Origin of the sequence: Chryseobacterium sp. ON_d1 (genome assembly GCF_006829085.1) — a bacterium.
In the GTDB taxonomy this organism is placed as follows: Bacteria; Bacteroidota; Bacteroidia; order Flavobacteriales; family Weeksellaceae; genus Chryseobacterium.
The window spans coordinates 617,923-642,881 of sequence record NZ_BJTC01000001.1 but is presented as its reverse complement, the minus strand read 5'-3'; the positions used below and the strand labels follow the sequence as shown (position 1 = coordinate 642,881).

15 protein-coding genes are annotated in these 24,959 nt (G+C 40.5%); all 15 read right to left on the bottom strand.

The window, feature by feature from the left end; genetic code table 11:
- Positions 1 to 63: 63 nt before the first annotated feature.
- The 15 genes from CRS_RS02715 to xylA all read right to left on the bottom strand — a co-directional run bounded on the left by CRS_RS02715 (position 64) and on the right by xylA (position 24,882).
- Positions 64 to 1,437, bottom strand: coding sequence for a glycoside hydrolase family 43 protein (locus tag CRS_RS02715; RefSeq protein WP_142722541.1), 1,374 nt, complete (start codon positions 1,435 to 1,437; stop codon positions 64 to 66).
- 17 nt (positions 1,438 to 1,454) lie between these two features.
- On the bottom strand, positions 1,455 to 3,902 hold the full coding sequence (locus tag CRS_RS02710; protein WP_228451154.1) for a TIM-barrel domain-containing protein: 2,448 nt from the start codon (positions 3,900 to 3,902) through the stop codon (positions 1,455 to 1,457).
- A 21-nt stretch (positions 3,903 to 3,923) separates the two neighbouring features.
- Positions 3,924 to 5,849, bottom strand: coding sequence for an alpha/beta hydrolase-fold protein (locus CRS_RS02705; protein WP_142722540.1), 1,926 nt, complete (start codon positions 5,847 to 5,849; stop codon positions 3,924 to 3,926).
- Between the two features lie 94 nt (positions 5,850 to 5,943).
- The gene (locus tag CRS_RS02700; RefSeq protein ID WP_172616982.1) at positions 5,944 to 7,548 is read right to left on the bottom strand and encodes a glycoside hydrolase 43 family protein; all 1,605 of its coding nucleotides are present in this window, start codon (positions 7,546 to 7,548) and stop codon (positions 5,944 to 5,946) included.
- Between the two features lie 87 nt (positions 7,549 to 7,635).
- Complete coding sequence (locus CRS_RS02695) at positions 7,636 to 9,354, bottom strand: glycoside hydrolase family 43 protein (RefSeq protein ID WP_142722539.1); 1,719 nt, start codon at positions 9,352 to 9,354, stop codon at positions 7,636 to 7,638.
- A gap of 11 nt (positions 9,355 to 9,365) precedes the next feature.
- On the bottom strand, positions 9,366 to 11,876 hold the full coding sequence (locus CRS_RS02690) for a glycoside hydrolase N-terminal domain-containing protein (RefSeq protein ID WP_142722538.1): 2,511 nt from the start codon (positions 11,874 to 11,876) through the stop codon (positions 9,366 to 9,368).
- 37 nt (positions 11,877 to 11,913) lie between these two features.
- Positions 11,914 to 13,188 carry an MFS transporter gene (locus CRS_RS02685; protein ID WP_142722537.1) on the bottom strand — a complete coding sequence of 425 codons (1,275 nt, stop codon included), beginning with the start codon at positions 13,186 to 13,188 and terminating at the stop codon, positions 11,914 to 11,916.
- Positions 13,189 to 13,824 (bottom strand): bifunctional 4-hydroxy-2-oxoglutarate aldolase/2-dehydro-3-deoxy-phosphogluconate aldolase, encoded by a 636-nt coding sequence (locus CRS_RS02680; protein ID WP_142722536.1) that lies wholly within the window; start codon positions 13,822 to 13,824, stop codon positions 13,189 to 13,191.
- The gene (locus CRS_RS02675) at positions 13,821 to 14,819 is read right to left on the bottom strand and encodes a sugar kinase (RefSeq protein WP_142722535.1); all 999 of its coding nucleotides are present in this window, start codon (positions 14,817 to 14,819) and stop codon (positions 13,821 to 13,823) included. The genes CRS_RS02680 and CRS_RS02675 overlap by 4 nt, the downstream gene beginning before the upstream one ends.
- Positions 14,820 to 14,823: 4 nt before the next feature.
- Positions 14,824 to 16,242: a glucuronate isomerase gene (gene uxaC / locus CRS_RS02670; protein ID WP_142722534.1), complete on the bottom strand. Its 1,419-nt coding sequence runs from the start codon at positions 16,240 to 16,242 to the stop codon at positions 14,824 to 14,826.
- Positions 16,243 to 16,489: 247 nt separating this feature from the next.
- Positions 16,490 to 17,305: an SDR family oxidoreductase gene (locus tag CRS_RS02665; protein ID WP_142722533.1), complete on the bottom strand. Its 816-nt coding sequence runs from the start codon at positions 17,303 to 17,305 to the stop codon at positions 16,490 to 16,492.
- A gap of 32 nt (positions 17,306 to 17,337) precedes the next feature.
- The gene (gene uxuA, locus CRS_RS02660) at positions 17,338 to 18,513 is read right to left on the bottom strand and encodes a mannonate dehydratase (RefSeq protein ID WP_142722532.1); all 1,176 of its coding nucleotides are present in this window, start codon (positions 18,511 to 18,513) and stop codon (positions 17,338 to 17,340) included.
- 78 nt (positions 18,514 to 18,591) lie between these two features.
- Positions 18,592 to 20,550 (bottom strand): RagB/SusD family nutrient uptake outer membrane protein, encoded by a 1,959-nt coding sequence (locus CRS_RS02655; RefSeq protein ID WP_142722531.1) that lies wholly within the window; start codon positions 20,548 to 20,550, stop codon positions 18,592 to 18,594.
- Positions 20,551 to 20,562: 12 nt separating this feature from the next.
- Positions 20,563 to 23,457, bottom strand: a complete 2,895-nt coding sequence (locus tag CRS_RS02650) for a SusC/RagA family TonB-linked outer membrane protein (RefSeq protein ID WP_142722530.1) — start codon at positions 23,455 to 23,457, stop codon at positions 20,563 to 20,565.
- Between the two features lie 96 nt (positions 23,458 to 23,553).
- On the bottom strand, positions 23,554 to 24,882 hold the full coding sequence (gene xylA / locus CRS_RS02645; protein WP_142722529.1) for a xylose isomerase: 1,329 nt from the start codon (positions 24,880 to 24,882) through the stop codon (positions 23,554 to 23,556).
- Between the last annotated feature and the right edge of the window lie 77 nt (positions 24,883 to 24,959).

Sequence of the window (24,959 nt, the reverse complement as noted above, 5' to 3'; positions counted from 1 at the left end):
CCATATTTCTTTCTTTATAAAATGGGCTAAAGCCCATTCCTGTTGATATTCCTGAATTCAGCTTTAATTTTCATTAAATTTCCACCAATCGAAATAGAAAAGGTCTTTTTCTCCCTTAAAAACAAAATATAAATCATGGATTCCCTTTACACTTTTCAGAGGTGTATTAATAGTCTTATATAAGTCGCCCTCACCTTTTCCTGTAACGTTAACAACGCCAAGCACAGGTCCATTAAGAGCATCTGAATGTACTTCTATTTTTCCTCCATAGAGAGATGCAACATTCACATCTAAAGATTTTACGCCTTTGGAAAAATCTACTCCCTGGATTTTAATATAATCACCATTGTTAATTGAGGTAACGATGATACGGTCTGTAATTTTTTTGCCTCTGTTATAGGGTTGATTGCGTTCCCATTCTGTGACCATTTCTGTTTTCAGGCCTTCGCTGTAAGCCATAGTTTCTGCTTCAACTTTTTTATAAGGATTCAGAGTACCCACTCTTTTTGCGCCATCCGCAGTCCAGAAAGGAAGCTTCTGAATGGTTCCATCTGCATTGTAGGTAATTTCTGTAACACTGACAGACCGGCGTTCGTAATGCTTGCTCATGGTCTGCATCCTAAGCATATGGTTGAATCCGAAAACATAAGATCTGCCTTTGAAATCTATAATACCGGGATGATTTCCGCTGGATCTCTGGTCGCCATCCATAATCACGCCTCCATAATTCCAGGGTCCTGTAGATGATTTTGCCATAGCGTAACCAATCCCTTCCGGGCAACATTTTGATGCGTAAGCCATATAATAATGGTTATTTTTTTTCCAAACCCAAGGTCCTTCCTGATACTTGAAAGGATCTGGCTGGTCTTTCGCCTTCGCAAACGAAGGGTCTTTGGTGATTGGTCCGGCAAGAGATGTCATATCTTCATTCAATTTAGCATACCAAAGATTCGGATTTCCCCAGTACAGATAAGCCTGCCCGTCGTCGTCAATTAAAACTGTGGGATCGATGTCATCCAGAGAATTTTTGATCAAAGGCTTACCAATAGGATCGGTGAAAGGACCATACGGACTGTCCGCCACTAAAACACCAATCCCCATATTGTTCGGCATTGGACAATACATATAGAATTTTCCTTTTCTTTCGACAACCTGTGGTGCCCAGGCACCGTTGTCGGTATTTACCCATTTAAAATCTTTGAGCGAAGCCACTACACCGTGGTCTGTCCAGTTGACCATATCTGTAGAAGTGTATAATAACCAGTCTTTCATTTTGAATCCGAAAGCATCGTCCTCATCATGGCTCGTATAAAGATAAACCGTATCCTTATAAACCATCGGGGCCGGGTCTGCAGTATACTTGGTTTGGATAATCGGATTTTGAGCGAAAGAAATCTGGAAAAATCCCAATGCTAATATCAAACTTAAATTTTTCATACTCCTATATTTTAAGTTTATTTAAAATGGATATCTGTTTTTCCCCCGGAATAATCCACTGTTTTCTGCTGACCATCAGGAAGAATCAGGTTGAAACTCCTTGTCTCAATCATTCCTTTGTATTTGCCTTTCCGGTCACCTATCGTTAGTGTTTTTGATTTTTCGTTCCAGTGAAAAGGTATTTCTGTATAGAATCCTTTTTCGTAATTATAGTTATCGAATTCATCTTCGTATACAATGAAATCGGTATCGCTTCCCGGATAAACTTTTATGGTAAGATGATCCCATTTTTTCTCCGTTGCATATTGTACATCGGGGCCTAACGGAATGATACTTCCTGCTTTTACATACAAAGGAATAGTCTGAAGATTAACAGATTTCTGAATTTCTTTCCCTCCACTGTATTTTTCATTGGTCCAGAAATCAAACCAATCTGTTCCTTCCGGAAGGTAAACTTTCACGCTTTTGTTTTGAGTAAAATCTATATTTGAAACCGAATTATCCTTATTGCTGTCAGTTTTATTCCAGCCTTCATTTTCATCGGTTTTAACTGTCTTTTCAGGAGTATACTGGGCATTGAGAACCGGCACCACCAGCAATGACTTTCCAAAAAGATATTCGTTATTCATATCCCACGTTTTTCTGTCTGAAGGAAAGTCCATGGAAAGGGCTCTCATAAAGCTTGAGCCGTTTTTTGAAACATCATGGGAAACAGAATAGATATACGGTAACATACTGTAACGCAGTCTGATGAATTTTTCTATCGCATCATACACAATGTCTCCTTTATTTCCAAACTGATAAATTTCCCTCGCAACATCGGTTCCATGCGAACGCATCATTGGTGTAAAGGTTCCATACTGCAGCCATCGGACATACAGTTCCTGGAACATTGGATTTTTTGAACCTCCATTTCTTTTGTAAGTACCAGCAAAGAAACCGCCGATGTCAGAGTTGAAATTCGGATTTCCTGTAAGACTGAAATTCAATCCTGCCGGTACCTGTTTGCGCAATGTTTCCCAGGAAGAATTGACATCTCCGGACCAGGTGTTGGCTGCATATCGCTGCTGGCCTGCAAAAGCTGACCTTGTTAAAATAAAAACCCTTTTATCACCAGTGGTTTCACGCTGATGATCGTAAACACCGCCTACTGTCATCAGCGGATATGCGTTTCTTACTTTTCTGAATGAGCCAAGGTAGGTTTTAGTATCCAGGTCTTCCGCTTTCTGGCTGAGATGATCAGGTTCTGTTGAGTCCATCCACCAGGAATCTACTCCCAGGCTGAAAATGCCTTTGTTCAGGTATTTCCAGTATATATTTCTGGCTTCAGGATTGTACGCATCATAAACACGGACACCGGAAGGATAATTCATATCCGGAGGCCAGACATCACGGCCTGATTCAGGCCATGTACTGATATTGAAAAGCATTCCCTTTGAATCCATTTCACGGTATTGCCTGGTCATTGGCCCGAATGACGACCAGATAGAAACCGAAAGATGGGCATTCATATCATGGATCTCCTGTACCATTTTTTTAGCATCCGGAAAGTCGGGACTAATGAAGTCCATGGCATTCCACTGGTAATTATTTCCCCAATATTGCCAATCCTGTATGATTCCGTCCAGAGGAACTTTCAGATCACGGTATTTTTTAACAACGTTCACCAGTTCATCCTGGCTTTTATAACGTTCTTTGCTTTGCCAGTAGCCATATGTCCATAAAGGAAGCATCGGCACATTTCCTGTAAGATCACGCATTCCGGCAATTACTCCATCGGCATTTTTTCCGTAGATAAAATAATAATCTATACCATCTCCCACTTCTGATGAAAAGGATGTTTTCTGAGGTGTATCCGTAAATTGTGTTGGTGAATAATTATCCCAAAAAACACCATATCCTTTTACAGACTGGAAAAAAGGCACAAAATCCCAGGTATTATTCTGAATCATTTTTACATCGGTATTCCGCTGGGACATTTTTTCATTTTGCAGAATTCCCAGACCGTAAATAGGTTCGTCTTTTTCAAGCTGAAAATCCTGTCTTACAGAATAAGTCTGCGTTCCGGCATCATTGAATGGCTTGAAGTCATTTGCGATTTCTTTCAAAAGCTCCTTTCCGGATGGTAATGTATAAGTGATCACTCCATTTTTAGTATTAATAGAAAGCAGGAGGTCATTTGTTTTTAATGAAATAACATTATTTTTTTCTGAAACTGAGAATTTGATTTTCTGCTCCTGTTTAATGACCGACAAACTATTTTTGACAAATAATCTGCCTGCGGGATATTTAATAATCCTAACCGCATTTTCTCCATAAAATTTCACTTCAACATTCATATGATCAGCAGAAAACCTCAATCCAGAATCTGTTTTCTGATAAGACTGTGCACTGACATTTACCATTCCGGAAAACATGATGACCGTAATGATAGAAGTTTTGGTGTTCATCTTTGTAAAGCTCATTCTATTTCAGATTTGAAAACATTATTTAAAAAGTACCTGGGCAAACTGATGCAGACTATTTCTCCAAACCGGCCATGTGTGGCCTCCAGGATAATCTGTGTACGTATACTTAATTCCGGTTTTATCCAGTTCTTTCAGCATTTTCTGACCGTTTTCATAAGCAATATCATCTTTTCCACCCATTGAAATCCAGAAATTTCTGATGTTAGATGAAAAAGCAGATTTATTTTCATTTAAAAATTTGTACTGTTTATTGGCAACATCCTGAAGCATCGGCAACATATATCCTGAGCTGAAAACTCCCAAACCGGAAAACATATCTGAATTCTGAATTCCGGCATACAGCGTATAAATTCCACCCATGGAAAGTCCTGCCAATGCACGGTTTTCTTTACCTTTTTTTATCCTGTAACTGGATTCTGCAAATGGAATGATGGATTCTTTCAGCTCTTTTTCAAACATCTGAAGATTGCGCTCTCCAAAGTTCCGGATTCCGCCCTGTCCGATATTGGCATCCGGCATAATGATGACCATTTTTTTTGCTTTTCCTTCTGCGATCAGATTATCCAGGATCAGATTGGTCTTGCCCTGGTTCGCCCAGCCGCTTTCATCTTCACCTCCACCATGTAAAATATACAGTGCAGGATAAGATTCAGCAGGATTCTGGTCGTAACCCGGTGGCGTGTAAATAAAAATTCTTCTCCAGGAATTGGTGACTTTGGAATAGAAATTTTTAATACGGATATCTCCATGAGGGACGTTTTTTAACGCATAGAAATCATCTCCTTCGAAAGGAATATCTATTCCACTGGCATACCTTCCCATTCCGTAGAATGTTTCGCTGGACGGGTCTGCAACAGCAACCCCATCAATCAGCAGGGAATAATAATGGAAGCTTCCGCTTTGCGGATCAGTTGTACCTGTCCAGAAGCCGTCAGCATCTTTTTTCAGATCGTATTTTTTTCCTAAATCGATCTGAACTTTCTGTGCTTCCGGTGCCTTCACTTTGAACATCACCCTTCCGTCGGGAAGGATCTGAGGATACTGGGCATTTCTTATATTGGTTGCTGCAGGAGTTCCCAAAACGGTAAATCCTTCAAACTTGGTTTTGTCAACAGGCTTAAACAACAGCTGTGAAAAAATGTATAAATCATTTTTCCAAACCTTAAAATCATGGCCGCCCGGTTCTATATAAAAAATATGGGGGATTTTATTTTTTCTCAGATAATCACTGGTTCTCTTGCTGAAAGGCATCAGCCCGTCTGCATCGCCACAGGAAATAAAAATCAGCTTCAGTTTTAACGCATCCTGTGGATTGGGTAAAAGCTTATTGGGCTCTTTTGTATTGGGCGCAGAAGAAAATGCACCCAGCCAGGCAAACTTATCAATGTTTCCGAAAGCAAAATTCTGTGTCTGTCCGCCTCCCATTGACAGTCCTGCCAAAGCACGGTTTTCACGGTCTTTTTTAACCGGATATTTTTTCTCTACAAACGGAATCAGGTCATTCAGTAAATCTTTTTCAAAAGTTGCAAAAGCTTCAACTTTATCCGGAGCCATTATATTTCCCGTCGCCCTGTCATCCTTCATCGCACGGCCATTGGGAAGTACAACAATCATCGGCTGCAGTTTTCCCTGTGCATACAGATTATCCAGAATAATATTGGGTTTTCCCTGGTTGAACCACTCTTTTTCATCCCCGCCAATTCCGTGAAGAAGATAAAGAACGGGATATTTTTCACTTTTTTTGAATCCCGGTGGTGTGTAAATCAAAGCTCTTCTTGTTGTTCCAACGGTTTTCGATTGGTATTGAATCGTGTCAATTTTCCCGTGGGAAACAGCAGCATTTTCCACATCGAAACCCTGCGGCGCCTGCTGATCAAGAGTTTGAGCGGAAACAAATATTCCCGACAAAACAAGTCCTAAAGCCAATATAACTGATTTATTCATGATTTTTATTTGTATTTTTCACACTTATTATTTCAGATAAAAAAATAATAGCGTATATTTTACTTACTGTTTACAACAGACTTTTATCTGATTCTTATTTTCCGGCTTCATTGACTCTGAAAAAATCCACATCTACGAAGCCTCCGGTATTTTTAGTGGCATAATTGAAAACTGCGAATTTTGATCCCATAAAAAATCTACGGTAATCAAAGATCATTTTGTAATCTTTTGCCATTTCCGTCCAGTTCTTCTGATCAGTACTGTAATAAAAGTCTGCAAGATCTTTCCCGAGGTTAAAATCAGCATCGATACGAAGAAAAACTTTATCAGAATTAAGAGGAATCCGTTTTTTTTCTTCTTTTTTAACCCCTGTAATGGCTTTTGTTTTATTATCCAGGCTCACTTCGTTGGTTGAAAAAACAATGAATTTTTCTTCACCTTCCTTTACTACTGACAAAATCCCGGAATCCCCGTTGAAGGCACTGAAACCAGCTACATCTCCATCTTTCATTCCTTTAAGGTCCATGGCGACAACTGCTGAAGAAGTCGGACCCTCCATTCTCTGGGTCAAAGTGTTGGGAGCCGCGTACAGATTGTCTACCACTCTGCTGGTTTTCAGTCTCAGAAAGCCTTTTCTTTCAGATAAAGACCATGCTTCATTCACCGGATTATGATTCCATTGCCACTGGATTTTCATTGTTTTATCAGAGAACTCATCGCTTTCCACCAGATGATTTTTTGCTTTGAACGGCGGAAGCGGAACTTCTCCTTTCAAAGGAACTTTTCCGTTATCCCCCAGTACCGGCCAGTCATTTTCCCATTGTACAGGCAGAAGCAGCGGAACGCGTCCCACTCCGTTTCTGTCCTGGAAAATAAGGGAATACCAGTTTCCGTTTTTATCATCTATCAAAGCGCCCTGACCTGCATAGGAAAATCCTAAAAAATTATCTTCCAGAATTACTTTTTTCTCGTAAGGACCTGTCACTTTATCTGCCCTGTAGACTACCTGACGGCGTTTTCCGTTTCTTGGCCATGATATCATCATCATATAATATTTTCCGTTTCTTTTGATGATCTGATTACCTTCCAGAAGTCCGGTTTCCGAAGCATCTTTCTGAAATACCTCAGTTCCATCCGGATTTCCGATCACTTCTTTAAAATCAGGACTCAGTTCAAAAACTTTGTTGGAAGTAAAAACGTATATCCTGTCATCATCAAAAAATAAAGACGCATCATGAAAATGCCGTGTTCTGGTGATGAGTTTCCATTTTCCTTTTTCGGGATGATCAGTCACATAGAAATAGGATTTAAAAGGTTCATCATTCGGAGAAAACAAAACATAATATTTCCCTTTATGGTAGCGAATTGATGAAGCCCATTGGCCCCTGCCGTAAACGGTTCCGTTCAATAAATCATATTTTGAGTTGTCATTCAAAGTGTCAAAAACATACCCGGACATTTCCCAATGTACCAGATCTCTGGAATGCATTACCGGAGCTCCGGGCATCAGATGCATAGTGGTACTGATCAGGTAAAAATCATTTCCGTTTCTGGTAATGGATAAATCCGGTGCATCTGCCCAGATGATGGGATTGGTAAATGCGGTACTCTGTTTTCCGGAAGGATTTACCTGGGCTGAAAGAAGATTCAGCCCGATAAATCCCAATAAAGAAACTATATAAGATTTTTTGATTTTCACGTTTTTGATATTTTGGTTCGATTTGATTCTTTTCAGTCTTAAAAGGAAACACTTCGACAAGCTCAGTGTGACATTGCTAATACTAACTTAATTCGGTACAATATCATTGGAAGAGGTGCTGTAAAGCCCGATAAGGCTTCCTGTAAAACCTCCCGCTACATCGGTAGAAAGTATATCTCCTGAAACCGGTCCGCCAAGGTTTTTATAGTTCCTGCCATCCAGTGAATAATTAAAGTTATGTTCATCTTTATTGGCAACAACCTGCAGTTTAACCGGTTTGGATAATGAAATCTTTTCGCTGGCAATCAATTTTGACTGTCCTTTTTCTGTTCTTTCCAATACGATGTAGAAATCTTTATCTTTTTTGGTAATTCCAAAAACGTAATTGAATGTTTCGCTTTGGTAGAGGGTAATTCCAGCCAATTCTTTTTCCGATTTTGGTTTATAATCCAAGGTTACGGAAGTTTCGAAGTCTTCGTGCTGTAATCTGTGGAACAAAGATGAAACCGGAGCCAACGCTTTGATGTTCGTTTCCATTGGGCTCACTTTTACACCATTTTTTGTTGCAGTAATGAAGTTTTCACGAGGACCACGCATGGCAATCCAACGGAAATCGAGGTTTTTATCGGTTAGTTTATCGTTGTATGCAAAGTTGCCGTTCGGGAAAAATCCGTTTTGCCCGGTTTGATTCTGAACACCTTGTGGCATTTTCAATTTTGGTTTCATCGGAACCAGACCATTTTGAAACACAGGATACGTTCCGCTCCAGTCTACAGGAAGAATAAAAGTTTCACGGCCTTTGTTAACACGGTTGCTGACATTCGGACGAATTGCTAAAAATACGCCATACCATTGTCCGTTCGGACCTTCCACCAAATCTGCATGACCTGCCCAATCCACTTTTTCTTTTCGGTCTCTCGGAAAATATCTTTGTGTAAGAATTGGATTATTTTTAGCGGGAACAAATGGTCCTTTCGGAGAATCTGCCATAAAAATCACTTCGCTATGGTTGCCTCCCGTTCCGCCTTCTGCACACATCAGGTAATATTTACCGTTCTTTTTGTAAATATGGGGACCTTCAATCCAGATGGGTTTTTGGGAAAGATCCACGCCTCCGTTTACAATAATCTTATCCGAACCCGCAACTACCTGGTCTTTTTCGAGATCATAGTCCCAAATCTTAATAACACGGTGACCGCTGTACTGCTCAGTACCTTGTGGAGGAGCATCGTTGTGAACAATGTAAGCTTTTCCATCATCATCAAAGAAAATAGAAGGATCAATACCGTCAAAGTTTAGCTTTTGGACTTCGCTCCATCCTTTTGCAGGATCTTTGGTTTTTACGACCATATTTCCGATACCGCCTGCAAACTGGGTAGTGATCATATAAAAAGTGTCGTTGTGCTTATTGTATTTGATATCCGGTGCATAAATTCCATGCGAAACCCCCGATTTTTCAACTTTAAGCTGGGAAGGTCTGTCCAAAACGTGCCCCACCTGCTTCCAGTTTACCAGATCTTTAGACGTGAAAATCGGAACACCCGGGAACATTGAAAAAGAAGAGTTTACCAGGTAATAATCGTCACCTTTTTTGGTAATGCTGGGATCAGGATAACAGCCCTGTAAAATCGGGGAATAGAACTCGTCCGGCTTAAGAGGGTTGTCATTATATATTTTATCGTTTCCATGGTAGTTGAAGTCGGAAAAAGTCTGTGCAGAGAGGTTACTGATGGAAAGTAGTGCTGCCACTGCAATGACATTGGTTTTATTTCTTAAAAAAACAGGATTCATTAGACTCTTTTTCATATATAGATTTTTTAGTTTTTATTGTAAATAGATTTAGTTTCGGATTGTCCTTCAGAGCTTTTATCACTCCTTCTTAATGTATAGACCTTCCCTGCTTCAGTCGGGAAATCATAGATAAGATCAGTTTTAATTTCAACTGGATTCAATTTTGCTTTGTCAGAAATCACAGGTTTCGGAGTTTCCGGAATTTCAAATAAAGAATTCGGGTTTTTACCTTCTGCTTTTTTCAGTTCTGCATTTCCGGAAAGCTGCATTTCGTTCGGAAGTCTTATTCTGCAGTTTCCTCCCGATCCGGATTTTATGGTAATTTCTTTAGCTTGATTGTTTTCCCAGATAATACTGACTTCGAAACCTCCATATGCTTTCAGCCCTGAAATGCTGCCGTTTTTCCACTCAACCGGAAGTGCGGGAAGAATGTCTATAAAACCATTTTGAGTCTGCAGAAGCATTTCGGTAATCCCGGAAGTACAGCCGAAATTTCCATCAATCTGGAATGGAGGATGTGCATCGAAAAGATTCGGATATGTTCCGCCTTTGCTGCCCCAACCGTCTTTTTCTACGAGCGTCAACTGGTCTCTGATCAATTTGCCGGCATGGTTTCCATCCAGCAATTTAGCCCAGAGATTGACTTTCCAACCCATTGACCAGCCTGTGGACACGTCTCCACGGTGAATGAGTACAGTCCTGGAGGCGTCCAGCAATTCCGGCGTGGTAAACGGACTGATCTGGTTGGAAGGAAATAATCCGTATAGATGCGAAACATGTCTGTGATTATCTTTAGGATCGTCCAGGTCTTCCATCCATTCCTGCAATTGTCCGTAACTTCCGATTTTCATCGGTGGTAATTTTGAAATAATAGTGTTCCAGACCTGAATTTTATCTGAATCTGTATTGAGAATCTGTGCTGCCTTTTTTGTTTTGGTGAACAAATCGAACATCAATTGATTGTCCATTGTATTTCCCGCCGCCAGAGCACTTCCCTGGTGTCCCTGCGGAATATTTTCGGGTGACATTGACGGGCTTGCCACCAGCCAGTGATTCGCAGGCTCTTCAATCAGGAAATCTTCATAAAACTGTGCTGCAGATTTCAGAACACGATAAATGGTTCGCAGATAGTTTTTGTCTCCGCTGTATAAATATTTTTCCCACAAATGCTGTGAAAGCCAGGCTCCGCCCATCGGCCACATTCCGGCATTGGCAAAATCCACTACCCCTGTTATTCTCCAGATATCGGTATTATGATGTGCTACCCAGCCACGGCTGTTGTACATTGTTTTTGCCGTTTCTTTTCCTGTTTCACTCAAATCTTTTATCATCCGGATCAATGGTTCATGCATTTCAGGAAGATTGGTCTTTTCAGCCGGCCAGTAATTCATTTCCGTATTAATGTTAATCGTATATTTGCTGTCCCAGGCCGGTTTATTGGAATTGTTCCAGATCCCCTGCAAATTCGCAGGCTGGCCACACGGTTGAGAGGAAGAAATCAGGAGATAACGCCCGAACTGATAATATAATGAAATAAGCTCCGGGTCATAGCCCGTTGCAAAATTTTTAATCCTGATATCCGTTGGATTTTTCGAAGCTTCGGAAGTTCCTAAGTCCAGATCTACTCTTTTAAAATATTTCTGGTAAGCATTCAGGTGGTTTTGAACTAAAGTTTTGAAACTTTTATGTTCTGCCTGTTCAATATACTTTCCGGCTTTTGCAACTTCGTCTGTATTTAAATTTTTGTAGTCTGTAAAATTGGTCGCAATGGAAATTAGAATCATGACCTCATGAGCATTGCTTACTGAAATTCCGTCTTCTGAGATCTGGGTTTTGCCACCTTTGGTAATGAGTTTTGCCAGTGCATTAAATTTCACCTGCCCCTGAATGCCGTCTAATGTGGAAGAAACCCCATCCATCTGTAAAGTAGTGGCATCAATGACTTTGACTTCCTTTTTGAGCTCGCTGTTGAATTTTGCTGTAAAGTTCAGTGCATTCCTGTGATCTGAACTTAATTTAATAACGATTACATGATCAGGAATTGAGGCAAAGACTTCTCTTTTAAAATTAATGCCTTCAGAAGTAAATGTGGTGGTGGTAATAGCTTTTTCAATGTCCAGTTCTCTGTAATAATTTCTGATCTCTTTAAGGTTATTCAGATCCAGTGTAAAATCACCAATATTCTGAAATGCCGAACCGTGAACTGTTTTCGCTGTTAATCCCTTATCCGCAAGGATCTGGGCTTTTTTATAGTTTCCGTTGAAAATATAATACCGGATGGAATCCAGAACTTTTGGAGCATCCGGATTATCATTTCGGGAAGGGCCTCCGGACCAGAATGTCCCTTCGTTCAGCTGAAGCTTTTCCTGATAAGGGTCTCCATAGACCATAGCTGCCATGTTTCCGTTTCCTACCGGTAAAGCTTCCACCCATTGTTTTGCGGGCTTGTCATACCACAGCTTATATTTTCCTCCTTTCTGGGCAAAGGAAAATATACTGATCAGAAGACCTATGGTGATGTAAAACCCGGATTTCATTTTTACTTTTTAAACTTCAAACTATATTATTGTTATACTAAACTGTTTTCTTTCTGTTGATCAACGAAATGAGTCCCCAGGCTGCAACATATGAAATTCCTGCGATAAAGAAAATAATATTGTAACCGCCATTGACGTTTCCTGCCTTTTTGAATGTGTCCAAAACGATTCCGATGAACAAAGGAAAAATAATTCCTGCTGCAGAACCGAGCATTCCGCCAAAACCAATGACAGAACTGACATAGCTGTTGGGTAACTGGTCTCCGACCGTGGTCATAAGATTGGCACCCCAACCCTGGTGTGCGGCTGTTGCAAAAGCAATGATAACCGTGATCATCCACATATTATCTACATATTTTGAGAACATGACCGGAACCACCATCAAAGCAAATAATAACATTGTAACACTTCTGGCTCTTCCGATGGCCCAGCCTTTTTTGATCAGAAATGATGAGAGATATCCTCCGCCAATACTTCCGATCGTGGTTCCGCTGTAAATAATAATTAACGGAAGAGATGGTTTTGTTAAATCCATTTTGAATACATCAGAAAAATACGCCGGCAGCCAGAACATGAAGAAATACCAGATAGGATCAGTTAAAATTTTACCGATGGCAAATGACCATGTTACTTTATATTTGAGTAATTCCGATAAAGGAATTTTCGTTTTCTCTTCTGTTTTTTCAGCCTGATCGCTTTTTATATACTGCAGTTCTTCCTTACTGAGATTTTTGGCTTTCTCCGGAACGGCATAGAATTTCCACCAAAGGACAATCCAAACCATACCCAAGGCTCCGATCCATACAAAAGTCTGCCTCCAGCCGTAATGTCCGAGAATGAACGGAACCAATAACGGCGCTAAAATAGCTCCCACCGTTGCTCCTGAGTTAAAAATTCCGGTTGCCAGTGCTCTTTCTTTTTTGGGAAACCATTCAGCCACTGATTTGATGGCAGCAGGAAAGTTCCCTGCCTCACTGATGCCTAAGGTACTTCTCGCAATGATAAACCCGATGGTACTTTTCACAAAACCGTGTCCTATAGAGGCCAAGCTCCATACAATAAGGGAAACCGCATACCCGATTTTGGTTCCCACCCTGTCTATAAACCTTCCCATCGCCATATAACCGATGGCATAAGTCGTGGTAAAGGCCATGACGATATAGCTGTAATCTTTTTCGTCCCAGCTGAATTCCTTTTCCAGTACAGGTTTCAGTAAACCCATTACCTGACGGTCAAGATAATTGATCGTAGTGGCGAGAAAGACAAGGGACAGCATCCACCATCTTATATTGCGGTTTTGAGGAGCCTGCATTTAATTATGATTAAGTTGTTGTAATAAATTCTGTGTTTTCTGGGTCAATTCTTCTTCATTACAATCTTTTCCAATAAGGGAACTTCCCAATCCTGCTGCTACGGCGCCACCATTGAGCCATTCCATAATATCTTCAAATTCTGCATGGATTCCTCCGGTGGGCATGAAATTCATTCCCGGGAAAACAGGTTGTACCGATTTGATATAGTTCTTCCCTAAAGCATCAGCTGGGAATATTTTAACGAGTTTTAAGCCATTCTGATAGGCAATATTGATATCGGAAGGGGTAAAACACCCTGGAATCAAAAGGATATTTCTTTCAAGGGCATGTTTCACCAATGCTTCACTGATAACCGGTGTAATGATAAAATCTGATTTTACGTTAGCATAATCATCCATTTCCTGTATATTTTTTACCGTCCCGATTCCTAACAGAAGACCAGGAAATTCTGTATGGGAAATTTCTTTCAGCTTAGTGAAATTTTCCAATGCCTGATGGCCGCGGTTGGTATATTCTATCACACGGATTCCTGCTTCGTATAAAGCTTTTATGATATTTTTTGAGACTTCAAACGATTCGTTATAAAACAACGGAACGATTTTCTGGTCTTTTATTTTTTGTACTATTTCATTCATAATGTTTCGATATTAATGCTTTCATCAATGGTATCTCCTTTTACAAAAAGCTTTTTAAAAGCAACTTTTGTAGCATCTTCCAGAACCTGCTGTTCAGGATTTCCTTTTAAAATTCCATGAATCAAAGCGGCCATGAAAGAATCACCGCTTCCTACCCTTTCTTCAATTGTATCTGAATTGTATTTTTCTGAAATCAAAAGCTGTTCACCAGCAAATAAGGTGGCAAAATAATTGACCTTTTCTCCGTTTGTAAAGCGGAAGGTATTGGCTATTTTTTCCACCCCCGGAAATTGCCTTCTGATTTCCAATGCTGTTTTTTCGGCCTGTTTCAGAAGATTTTCATCATCAAATTTTCCGTTAAGCTCATATTCAACCGGAATATCCAGAAACTGCCCAACAGACCAGATATTTCCCATGAGAACGTTCACAAATGGCATCAGCTCTTTAATTTTGTGAGGATTCTGGTTTTGCCAAAGCAACGCCCTGTAATTCAGGTCAAGAGAAACCGTAATATTTCTTGTTCTGGCTTCTTTCATGATCTGTAAACATTTGCGGAATGCATTGTCGCTCAAAGCCGGTGTGATGGTACTGATATGCAGCCATTTTACCTCTGAAAATATCTCATCATCACTGAAAGTTTCAAAATCCGATTGGGTAAAAACAGACGGAAAACGGTCGTACACCACTGAGGCATTCTGCATATCTCCATCAGAAGAAAGATAAAATGTTCCTATTCTTCCCTGAGTTTTTTCTGCAAGGACTTCTATTCCTTTACTGTTAAGCTGAGATTCCAGCTGGTTTGCTACAAAATTCTCCGGTAATGCTGATAACAGTTTGACAGAATTTTTCCATTGGGAAAGTGCTGCTGCTACATTGTATTCTGCTCCGCCTATATACATCTTAAGAGACTGCTCATTCAGCCAGTTTCCTTCGGAATCCGGGGCAAAGTGGAGAAGCAGTTCCCCGAAACATAATATTTTCGATGAATCCTGCATGATTTTATATTTCAAAATAATTTTTTGTATTGTGATAACAGATATCCTGGATGATCTTTCCTACCCATTTTTCGTCATCGGGAAGAAGACCTCTTTCCATTTCACTTCCGAACATATTGCATAAAAGCCTCCTGAAATAATCGTGTCTTGAGAATGATAAAAGGCTTCGGGAATCAGTCAGCATGCCGACAAAAGTGCTGATCAGACCGATATTGGAAAGCGTATTCATCTGCTTGGTCATCCCGTCAAGCTGATCAAGAAACCACCAGGCTGCTCCAAACTGTACTTTGGATTTGATGCCTCCTTCATTGAAATTTCCGGCAAGGGATGCCAGAACTTCATTAAATGCCGGATTCAGATTGTAAATAATAGTTTTGGTCAGCTTTTCTTCCGAATTCAGTTCATCCAGCAAAATACTCATTCTCTGTGCGTAATATGGTTCTCCAATGGCATCGTATCCTGCATTGGCACCCATTTTTCTGAACATTTCTGAATTGTTGTTTCGGGTTGCCCCTACATGAAACTGCTGTACCCAGCCTTTTTCTGCATACATTTTGCAAAGCTCTTTCAGCATATAGCCGCATAAAGCTTCAGGATCGGAAAATGTTGAGAGATTGCCCTTCAGGAATTCGGAAAACTCTTTTTCAAGGTTTTGATTCCACTTTTTGGTATCCGGAAAATATTCAAAGCCGTGATCGGCCACTTTGGCCCCTGCTTCCACAAAATAATTGATTCTGGACTGAAGTGCATTCAACAGATCAGAAGCTGAAGTGATTGAAAACCCACAGACTTTTTCAAGCTTTTTAATTCCTGAAAGATACTGTTCGGGATTTATCATATTAATATAGGCATCAGGGCGGAAAGCCGGAAGAACAGCTGTTTTAAATCCACTGTTTTTTAATGCTTTATGATGAACCAGATCATCAGCAGGATCATCTGTAGTACATAAGGCTTCTACTTTAAAATTTTCAATAATGGATTGTGGCAAAAAACCAGGTGTCTGCAGACTTTCATTCATCTGATGATACACGGTATCTGCATTTTTGGGTGATAAATACTCGCTGATTCCAAAAGGATTTTTGAGTTCCAGATGAGTCCAGTGAAATAAGGGGTTACGAAGGGTATAAGGTACTACCTCTGCCCATTTCCTGAATTTTTCCTGATCTGAAGCATTTCCGGAAATAAACTGTTCATCAGTACCAAAGTTTCTCATGGCTCTCCATTTGTAATGGTCACCATCCAGCCAGATAGCGTTTGGGGAGCGGAAATGCTGATTGGCCGAAATAACATCCGGCTCAAGATGATTGTGATAATCGATAACCGGCATCTCTTTGGCATAGCCGAAATACAGATTCTCTGCCTTTGCTGATTCAAGCAAAAACAGTTCTCCGAAAACATTTTTATTTTTAATGGAATTACTCATTATTTATTTTTACAATCCTGGATTTTAATTAACTTGTTTAAACTCTGCAAAGTCACAAAATCTTTATTTTAAAACACTTTAGCTCACTTAAGAAAGTTTAAAATAATTCTGCAGAAAAGTTCACATAAAATGAAAATCAAAGATTTTCACAACACTTTGGTGTCTACATTTTAAAAACAAGACCTTGAATGAAACCATTAAGGTCCTGTTCCAATTATTATATATGAAGAAATTAGTTTTTATACTTTTATACTCCACTGAAGGCGCTGAAACCTCCGTCAACAGGAATCAGTGCGCCTGTGATGAAACTTGCTGCCTCTGAGCACAGAAACTGTACAACACCGTTCAGCTCTTCTACTTCTCCAAATCTCTTCATGGGTGTTTTGGCTATTACTTTTTTACTTCGCTCTGTCAAACTTCCGTCCGGATTCAGAAGGATTGCACGGTTCTGATCTCCAATGAAAAATCCTGGTGCCACGGCATTCACACGTATCTTATCTCCGAATTTTAATGCAAGATCAGAGGCCAGCCATTGGGTAAAATTGGTAATTGCTGATTTGGCTGCAGAATATCCTGCCACTCTTGTAATGGCTGAATAGGCAGCCATGGAAGAAATATTGATAATGTTTCCACTCCCCTGCTCAGCCATTACTTTTCCGAAAACATAGCTGGGGTAAACGGTTCCGTTGATATTAAGATCGGTAACTTCTGCCCATCCCTTCATATCCATATCAAAAAATGACTGTTCGGGAGATAAGGTTGCAGCCGGAATATTTCCACCGGCTATATTGAGCAGAATATCAATGCTGCCATATTTTTCCTTTATTTTCTCTGCAGCAGATTCAAGGCTTTCTATATCCATCACATTGGCTTCTATAGCGAATGCATCTCCTCCCAAGTCTGTCAGTTCTTTTACACGTGCGTCCAGTGTTTCCTGGTTTCTTCCCAGTGCCACAACTCTGGCGCCGGCCTCTATAAAACTTTTAGCAAGACTTCCTCCTAAAACACCTGAAGCCCCTGTGATGACTGCGACTTTGTCTTTAATACTAAACAGGTCTTTCATTTTACTTTTTACTATTTTATTACAAACGCAGATTAATTTTTCTGTAATTCCGACTGTACTGCGGCCATTACTCCTTCGATCTGACCCAATGCCAGCATTCGTCCCAAAAATGAATAGCCGGGATTATATCCTTTATCAACATCTTCTGTTAAAAGTCTTCCGTGGTCAATTCTCATGGGCAGATCAGGGTTTTCTTTTTCAAATACACGGATCACGTCGATGAGTTTTCCTCTTCCTCCCAGGTGATGGGCCTCGATGAAGTCACCATTTTCAAAGACATTGGTACTTCTCAGGTGAACGAATTTCGTCCGGTGGGCAAATTTCTGAGCCAGCTTGGGAACATCATTCTGAAGATTAGCACTTAAAGAACCCGCACAGAAAGTCAACCCGTTGTGAGGATTGTCAACAGCCTGCAGAAGCCAGTCAATATCTTCTTCATTGGTCACTATTCTTGGTAAACCCAATAGTGAAAACGGAGGATCATCAGGGTGTACACACATCTGGATATTCCATTTTTCACAGACAGGCATTATTTTTTCAAGGAAATATTTCATGTTCTGACGAAGCTGATGTTTATCGATACCATCATACAATTCCAATAAACTTTTGAACTTTTCCACAGGATTTATTTCACCTTCTTTGATATTTCCGTTCACGAATCCCTGTGTTTTTACAATGACTGAATCTATCAGGTCATTGTTATCTTTCTCCGTTAATGTATTTTTTAATTCTTCTACCTTCTGAAGGATCTCCGGATTATAGTCGTTTTCTGCCCCTTCTCTTTGAAGGATATGAATTTCGAAGTACGCAAATTTGGCTTTGTCGAAATAGAGGGATGACGAACCATCTTCCCATTCGTGGAAAAGATCGGTACGTGCCCAGTCCAGAACAGGCATAAAATTGTAGCAAACTGTTGTAATGCCTGCTTTACCCAAATTTTCAAGGCTTGTGATATAATTTTCTATTAAAGAGTCACGGTCTTCACCTCCGTATTTGATAGCTTCACTCACGGGAAGACTTTCCACAACAGACCAGCGAAGTCCGTGGCTTTCTATATAGTTTTTATAATCATTGATGGCCTCCGGATTCCAGATTTCTCCGTTTGGGATATCATGCAGCGCAGAAACAATTCCTTCTACTCCTATTTGACGAAGCGTGCTCAGTTCTATTTTGTCTTTTTTTCCAAACCAACGCCAGGTTTTTTCCATAATTTTTAAATTTTAATTCAGTAAACAAAGCAGGTGCTTTCACACCTACTCTGTTGCTGATATGAATGTAGAATGAAATTAATTGTATCCGGGGTTCTGATATTTTGCCTTAATATCAGCAGAAACTTCCATTGCATCAAGCTGATTCTGAGGAATTGGTCTCAGATAATGGAAAGGCTTGATGGTTCTCGTTACTGTCTGTGGAGTATGATCTCCATAAGAAGCTCCCCCGATCTGGTAGGTAGCTGCATAATCTCCCCATTTCTGTGTACGTACCAGATCATACCATCTGTAAAATTCTCCGTAATATTCACGGGATCTCTCTGCAAGGATATAATCAATAGTAATTACAGCGGGTGTAGCAGCAGTCATCGCTGCACTGTTATCTGCTACATAAGCAGCATTCTGGGCATTATTGAACTTCCATTTTCCGGCACGGGCACGAATGACATTGATAAGATCTCTGGCTGTCATCGCTCCTGAAGCTCCTTTAACGGCTGCTTCCGCAGCAATAAAATAGAATTCTGAGAATTTGGCAACGCTGAAAGGACGGGTTAATCCTGCATTCGGATATCCTAAACCATTTGGATCATCAGTACGGTAAGTTCCTATCTTCCATAATCCCGGGTATACAATTCTGCTGATTCCGTTTGGCGCAATCACCCAGTCTGCTCTTCCCGGCAGAGTCCCTGCACCTACGCCGCTTTGTCCTGATCCTGAAGGATAGGTAGGGGTCTGGCTGTCATCATTAAGGAAACTCAGGATAGCTCCTCCAGGTTGTACCGGAAGGTTATTGGCGTTATACAATACGGCCACACCTGTAAGCCCTGTTCCGTTTTTATTCCAGTTTCCTCTGTAAGTGGTTACAAAAGTTCCATCATAGCGGGAATCATTGGTTTTATCGGCAAAAGTATTTTTAATAACTCCCAGAGTAGGACACATACGTACCCATGGGCGTCCCAGAGGTTGGGCTGCTTCACGCTGTATTGAGCTTACCACGTCTGCTCCTGCCCATGCTGTTGTTTTGCTGCTTTTGATGGCTGTATAATTCCATGTCTGCATCCAGGCGGCAAAATTGTCAGGGGCCCAGCCAGATCCAAATCCTACAGGGTCACTTTCATTGTAATAGGAGCTTGACTGTGTGTGGTCTGCATACAGCATAGACTCACTGTTTCTGTCATTAGCTCCAACATTTACATCATAAAAAGTGGGCTGAAGGCCATAACTTCCGGGGTTATTAATTCCTGCCATAGCTATATCGTAGGCCTGCTGAAAATACCATTGGGCGTTGTGCCCGTCAGGGTCATTTCTCGCTACTTCCGGATAAGTAGGTATATTGTTAGGATTCTGCAGCCACCAGCCATAAGTAAGATAAGCTTTGGCAAGAAATAATCTTGCTACATTCTTTGTAACTCCGCCTGTTACTCTTGGTGCTGCAGGGAGATTATCAATAGCTTTAACAAGATCTGGAAAAATCACCTTTGTATAAACTTCAGTAACTGTATTTCTTGTGGAAATTGTTGCAGGTAAAGTATTAAACTTAAGTTCTCCAGCTCCAAGATCCAATGGAACTCCCCCATAGGTCTGCACCAGCATGAAATAGTCGAATGCTCTGAAAAACCTGGCTTCAGAAATCATAGATTCTGCAATTCCGAATCCCGGTCCTTTTTCTATAATCCCGTTAGCCGTATTAATATAAGGGAAAACCGACCCCCAAATCATGCTTGTTGGAAAAGTATTGGAATTGATAATTCCGTTTCCGGACATATCCAATTCCTTAAAATTACCATCAGCACTTTGTGCCCAGGTAGACTCATCCGTTCCATTCTGGCAATTGCTCATAAAATATCCGTTTCCATACAGCAATCTCAGCTGTCTGTACAGGGAAGTAAAACTCTGGTTGATTCCGTCCGGTGTATTAAAGTAGTCAACGGTGTAGCTTGATCTTGGCTGCTCGTCAAGAATTTCATTACATCCTGTAAATGTAAGTGATAAGAAGATGGCTCCAATTATCAGTTTTTTATTAAAATTTATCATGACTGTCCGGTTTTAAAAGGTTAAGTTAAGTCCCATTAAATAATTTCTTGTAGAAGGGTTATTGGTTCCAATAATCGGCTGTCTCGATTGATATCCGCTTACAGCCTGGTTTTCATTACCTAAAGAGTTAGGTTCCGGATCCATTCCTGAGAATTTATGATAAGGAGAAAATAATACCACAGGATTGGTTACCGTAAAGTAGATTCTTAAACTGGTGATCTTCAAATCCTTTAAAAAGTCTTTATCGATATTATACCCTAATGTTATGGTACGAAGCTTAAGATAGGAAGCATCAAACATTGCCAAAGTGGAAGAATACTTTGGATTGTCACCACTTAAATGACGTCCGGGACGCGGAAAGTAGGCACCTGTATTATCTTCTGTCCAATAGTCAACATCCACGTTATTACCACGACCTGTTAATCTGTTAAGATAACTTGCAGATCCGTATAGAGAGCTTATCAGGATTCCTCCATGCTGAAAAGCTCCTACCGTACTAAGTTCAAAATTCTTATAGGCAAAACGCATATTGAATCCTCCCTGAAATTTCGGAGCGGTATCAAAGATCTGTCTGTCATCAGGTCCTATGGCTCTTACCGGCGTCCCGTCAGGATTATAACCTCCTGTATACAGCACTTTAATAGATCCTACAACATCAGCTGCTGTTCCTGGTTCCAGAATATTCTGGTAAGGATCTCCGGCCTGCCAAAGCCCTATATACTGATAATCATATAAAGAGTTGATATTATGCCCTACAAACCATAAGTTATTAACATCACGCGGTGTTCCGGATGCAAGAGATAAAATTTTGTTTCTGTTGGTATAGAAGTTAATTCCGGCCTCCCAGGTAAACCCATCCGGGTTATCAAAAATGACCCCGTTAAGACTTACTTCAAAACCTTTATTTTCTGTTTCTGCCACATTGGATACAATAGAACCTATGGCTGTGGATGGCGGAAGGCTTTTCTGTGTCAACAGGTCATATGTATGGGTTTTGTAATATTCCACACTTCCTGTAAGACGATTGTTAAACAGGCCGAAGTCTACCCCATAGTTTTGGGTTTTTGAATATTCCCAGCCAAGATTAGGATTTGGTGCCTGGCTTACATAAACTCCTGTACTGTTGGTCCCTCCAAAATTATAAGGAGTAACTGTAAGTGCTCCCAGTGTGGAATACGGATTTACAGCCTGATTGGAAGTCTGTCCCCATCCCGCTCTGAATTTAAGGAGATTAATAGCTTTAATATTCTGCATGAAAGATTCGTTGGTAACATTCCATCCTAATGATAATGCAGGATAAGTATGCCATTTGTTACCCGGAGCCAGTCTTGAAGACCCATCTGCACGAAGTGTTGCTGTCAGCATATACTTGTTGTCATAGGTATACATGATTCTTCCCATTCCAGACAGCAAACCTGTTTTCCAATAAATCTGATCTTCAGGTCTTACGGTAATATCTGCCTGTGGTGACTGTCCTAAGTTATAATACTGGAAAAAGTCTGCCGGAACGTTCTTTGCACTCATATATGAGCTTGTATACTTATTTCCTTCCGCAGAATATAATGCTACAGCATTAATCTTATGCTTACCAAATGTACGGTCATAAGTCAAAAGGTTTTCCAACACCCAGTGATAAGTCTGGTTATTTCCTCTTCCTGCCGCTGAGGGTCCCTGTGCATTGGTATTGAAAACTCCTACACCGGCATAGTTTCCGCTGTTTGAGGTACGGAAATCCAAACCTACATTCAATCGGTATTTCAATCCTTTGATTGGCAGGTTGACCTCACCATAAAGATTATTATAGGATGCAAAAGCCTTGGTTTCATCAATATATTTATCTCCCAGATTTTCCAGACTTCTTCTGGTATAAATCCATGTCTGATCAATTCCACCAGCCGTACTCATTACTCTTTTAAGGCTTCCATCCGAATTATAAGGATTGGCAATAGGAGAATATCCCAGAACTGCTCCCGGATTTACTCCATTTCCCTGGGAGACAGAATAGTTGGTATTGGTGGTAAAACCAAATCTGAAAGAAGAACCTACCTGCTGATCGATAGCTGTACGCAGGGCAAATCTTTCATAACTCTGAAGCGGAATTAATGCATTTTGCTTAAAATAAGATAATCCCACATTATAGTTTCCACCTTCTGTTCCTCCTGAAACCCCGATATCATGGCTGGTCATCATTGCCGGCTTATAGTACAGGCTTTGCCAGTCTGTATTAACACTGTTGTTCTCATCCACCCCATTGGAATACAAAGGCGTCGTATTTCCAGCAGGAATGGCATAAGCACGCAATTTTGCAAACTGAGGGCCATCCATCATAGGATATTTTGAAAACAGAGTCTGAACTCCTGTAAAGGTGTTATAGGTAAATTTAGGCCTCTGCCCTTTTGCTCCTCTGTTGGTGGTAACGAGAATAACCCCGTTTGCTCCTCTTGACCCATAGATGGCTGTAGCTGAGGCATCTTTCAGGATGTCAATACTTTTGATATCACTTGAGCTGATATCTCCCAGTGATCCCACAAAAGGAATACCATCCAATACAATCAACGGGTTATTATCTCCGGTCAGAGACCTTGTTCCCCTGATACGGATCTGCATGGCAGCACCCGGTTTTGTAGAGGTTTGTGAGATATCTACCCCTGCTGTTCTTCCCTGTAATGCCTGGGTAATGTTGGCAGAAGGCACTTCACGCAAAGCATCTCCTTTAACAGTAGCAACGGAACCTGTTACAGCTTCTTTTCTCTGGGTTCCATATCCTATCACAACAACTTCATCTATTTTATTCTCCTTAGCTACTGTATCTTTTTTAACCTGTGAATATGCAATACCGGAAGGCAATAAAGTCATTGCAAAAAATAATGCCGCTCTATTGCTTTTATTGAAATAAAATCGGTTCATAATTATTATTTTTAGTATTAGTTGTTGAATAAAAGGCTGTTTTAATAATTATAGTTTATAAAAATCCTTAGTGTTTATTAGCCTTTTATTTTATTATTATATATACATATTCACGATGGCTTCAAACAATTCCTGTTTTCCGCTTTTTGGCTGTGGTTCGCCTATTTCGTGAGCGATTCTCTGAAGATCTTCCAGTGTAAGTGTACCCTCCTCGAATGCTTTTCCATTTCCGTTATCAAAAGAAGCGTAGCGGTTTGTTCTCAGTTTTTTGTAATCCGAATTTTCAAGAATATCAGCTGCAGCAAGAAGACCTTTTGCGAATACATCCATTCCTGAAATGTGTGAAATGAATAAATCTTCAGCATCAATAGAATTTCTTCTGATTTTGGCATCAAAATTTACGCCTCCTGTTCCCAGTCCTCCTGCCGGAAGCAGTACAAGCCATGCCTGAACCATGTCATAGTAATCAATCGGGAATTGGTCGGTATCCCATCCGTTCTGATAATCTCCTCTGTTGGCATCAATGCTTCCTAGAAGTCCTGCATCTACTGCAACCTGAAGTTCATGCTCGAACGTGTGCCCCGCCAATGTAGCATGGTTTACTTCGATGTTCAGTTTAAAATCTTTGTCTAATCCGTAATGTCTAAGAAATCCTATTACTGTTTCAGAGTCATAATCGTACTGATGTTTGGTAGGTTCCATCGGCTTTGGCTCGATCAGGAAAGTTCCTTTAAAGCCTTGCTGGCGTGCATAGTCTCTTGACATGGAAAGAAAACGGGCCAGATGGTCTTTTTCACGTTTCATATCCGTGTTTAAAAGGCTCATATATCCTTCTCTTCCTCCCCAGAAAACGTAATTTTCACCTCCAAGTGCTATGGTAGCATCTATTGAATTTTTCACCTGGGTTCCTGCGCATGCCACTACATCAAAATTTGGATTGGTAGAAGCGCCGTTCATGTATCTTTCATGCGTGAAAACATTGGCTGTTCCCCATAAAAGCTTAATTCCGGTTTCCTGCTGCTTTTGTTTTGCGTATTCTACAATCGCCTGCATATTCTTCTCATAGTCTTTCCAGTTATCCGCAGGATCTACCAAATCGATATCATGGAAGCAGTAATAACTGAAGCCCATTTTAGACATGAATTCAAAGCCTGCGTCCATTTTATGCATTGCTCTGGTCACAGCATCATTTCCGATATCCCATGGGTGGTGGATGGTAGGACCTCCGAACGGATCACTTCCGTTTGCACACAGGGTGTGCCACCATGCCATCGCAAATCTTGTCCAGTCTTTCATAGGTTTTCCCATCACGATCTTTTCCGCATCATAATAGCGGAATGCCAACGGGTTCTTGCTCTCCTTCCCTTCAAACTTAATTTTTTCAATACCCGTAAAAAACTCTTTTGTACCTGTTAAAGTGTTCATATTTATTTGATTATTTTTAATTTAATTTTAAATTTTTGCGTAGAGATACCCTTCTCACTGCGTCTTAAAAGTCAGTA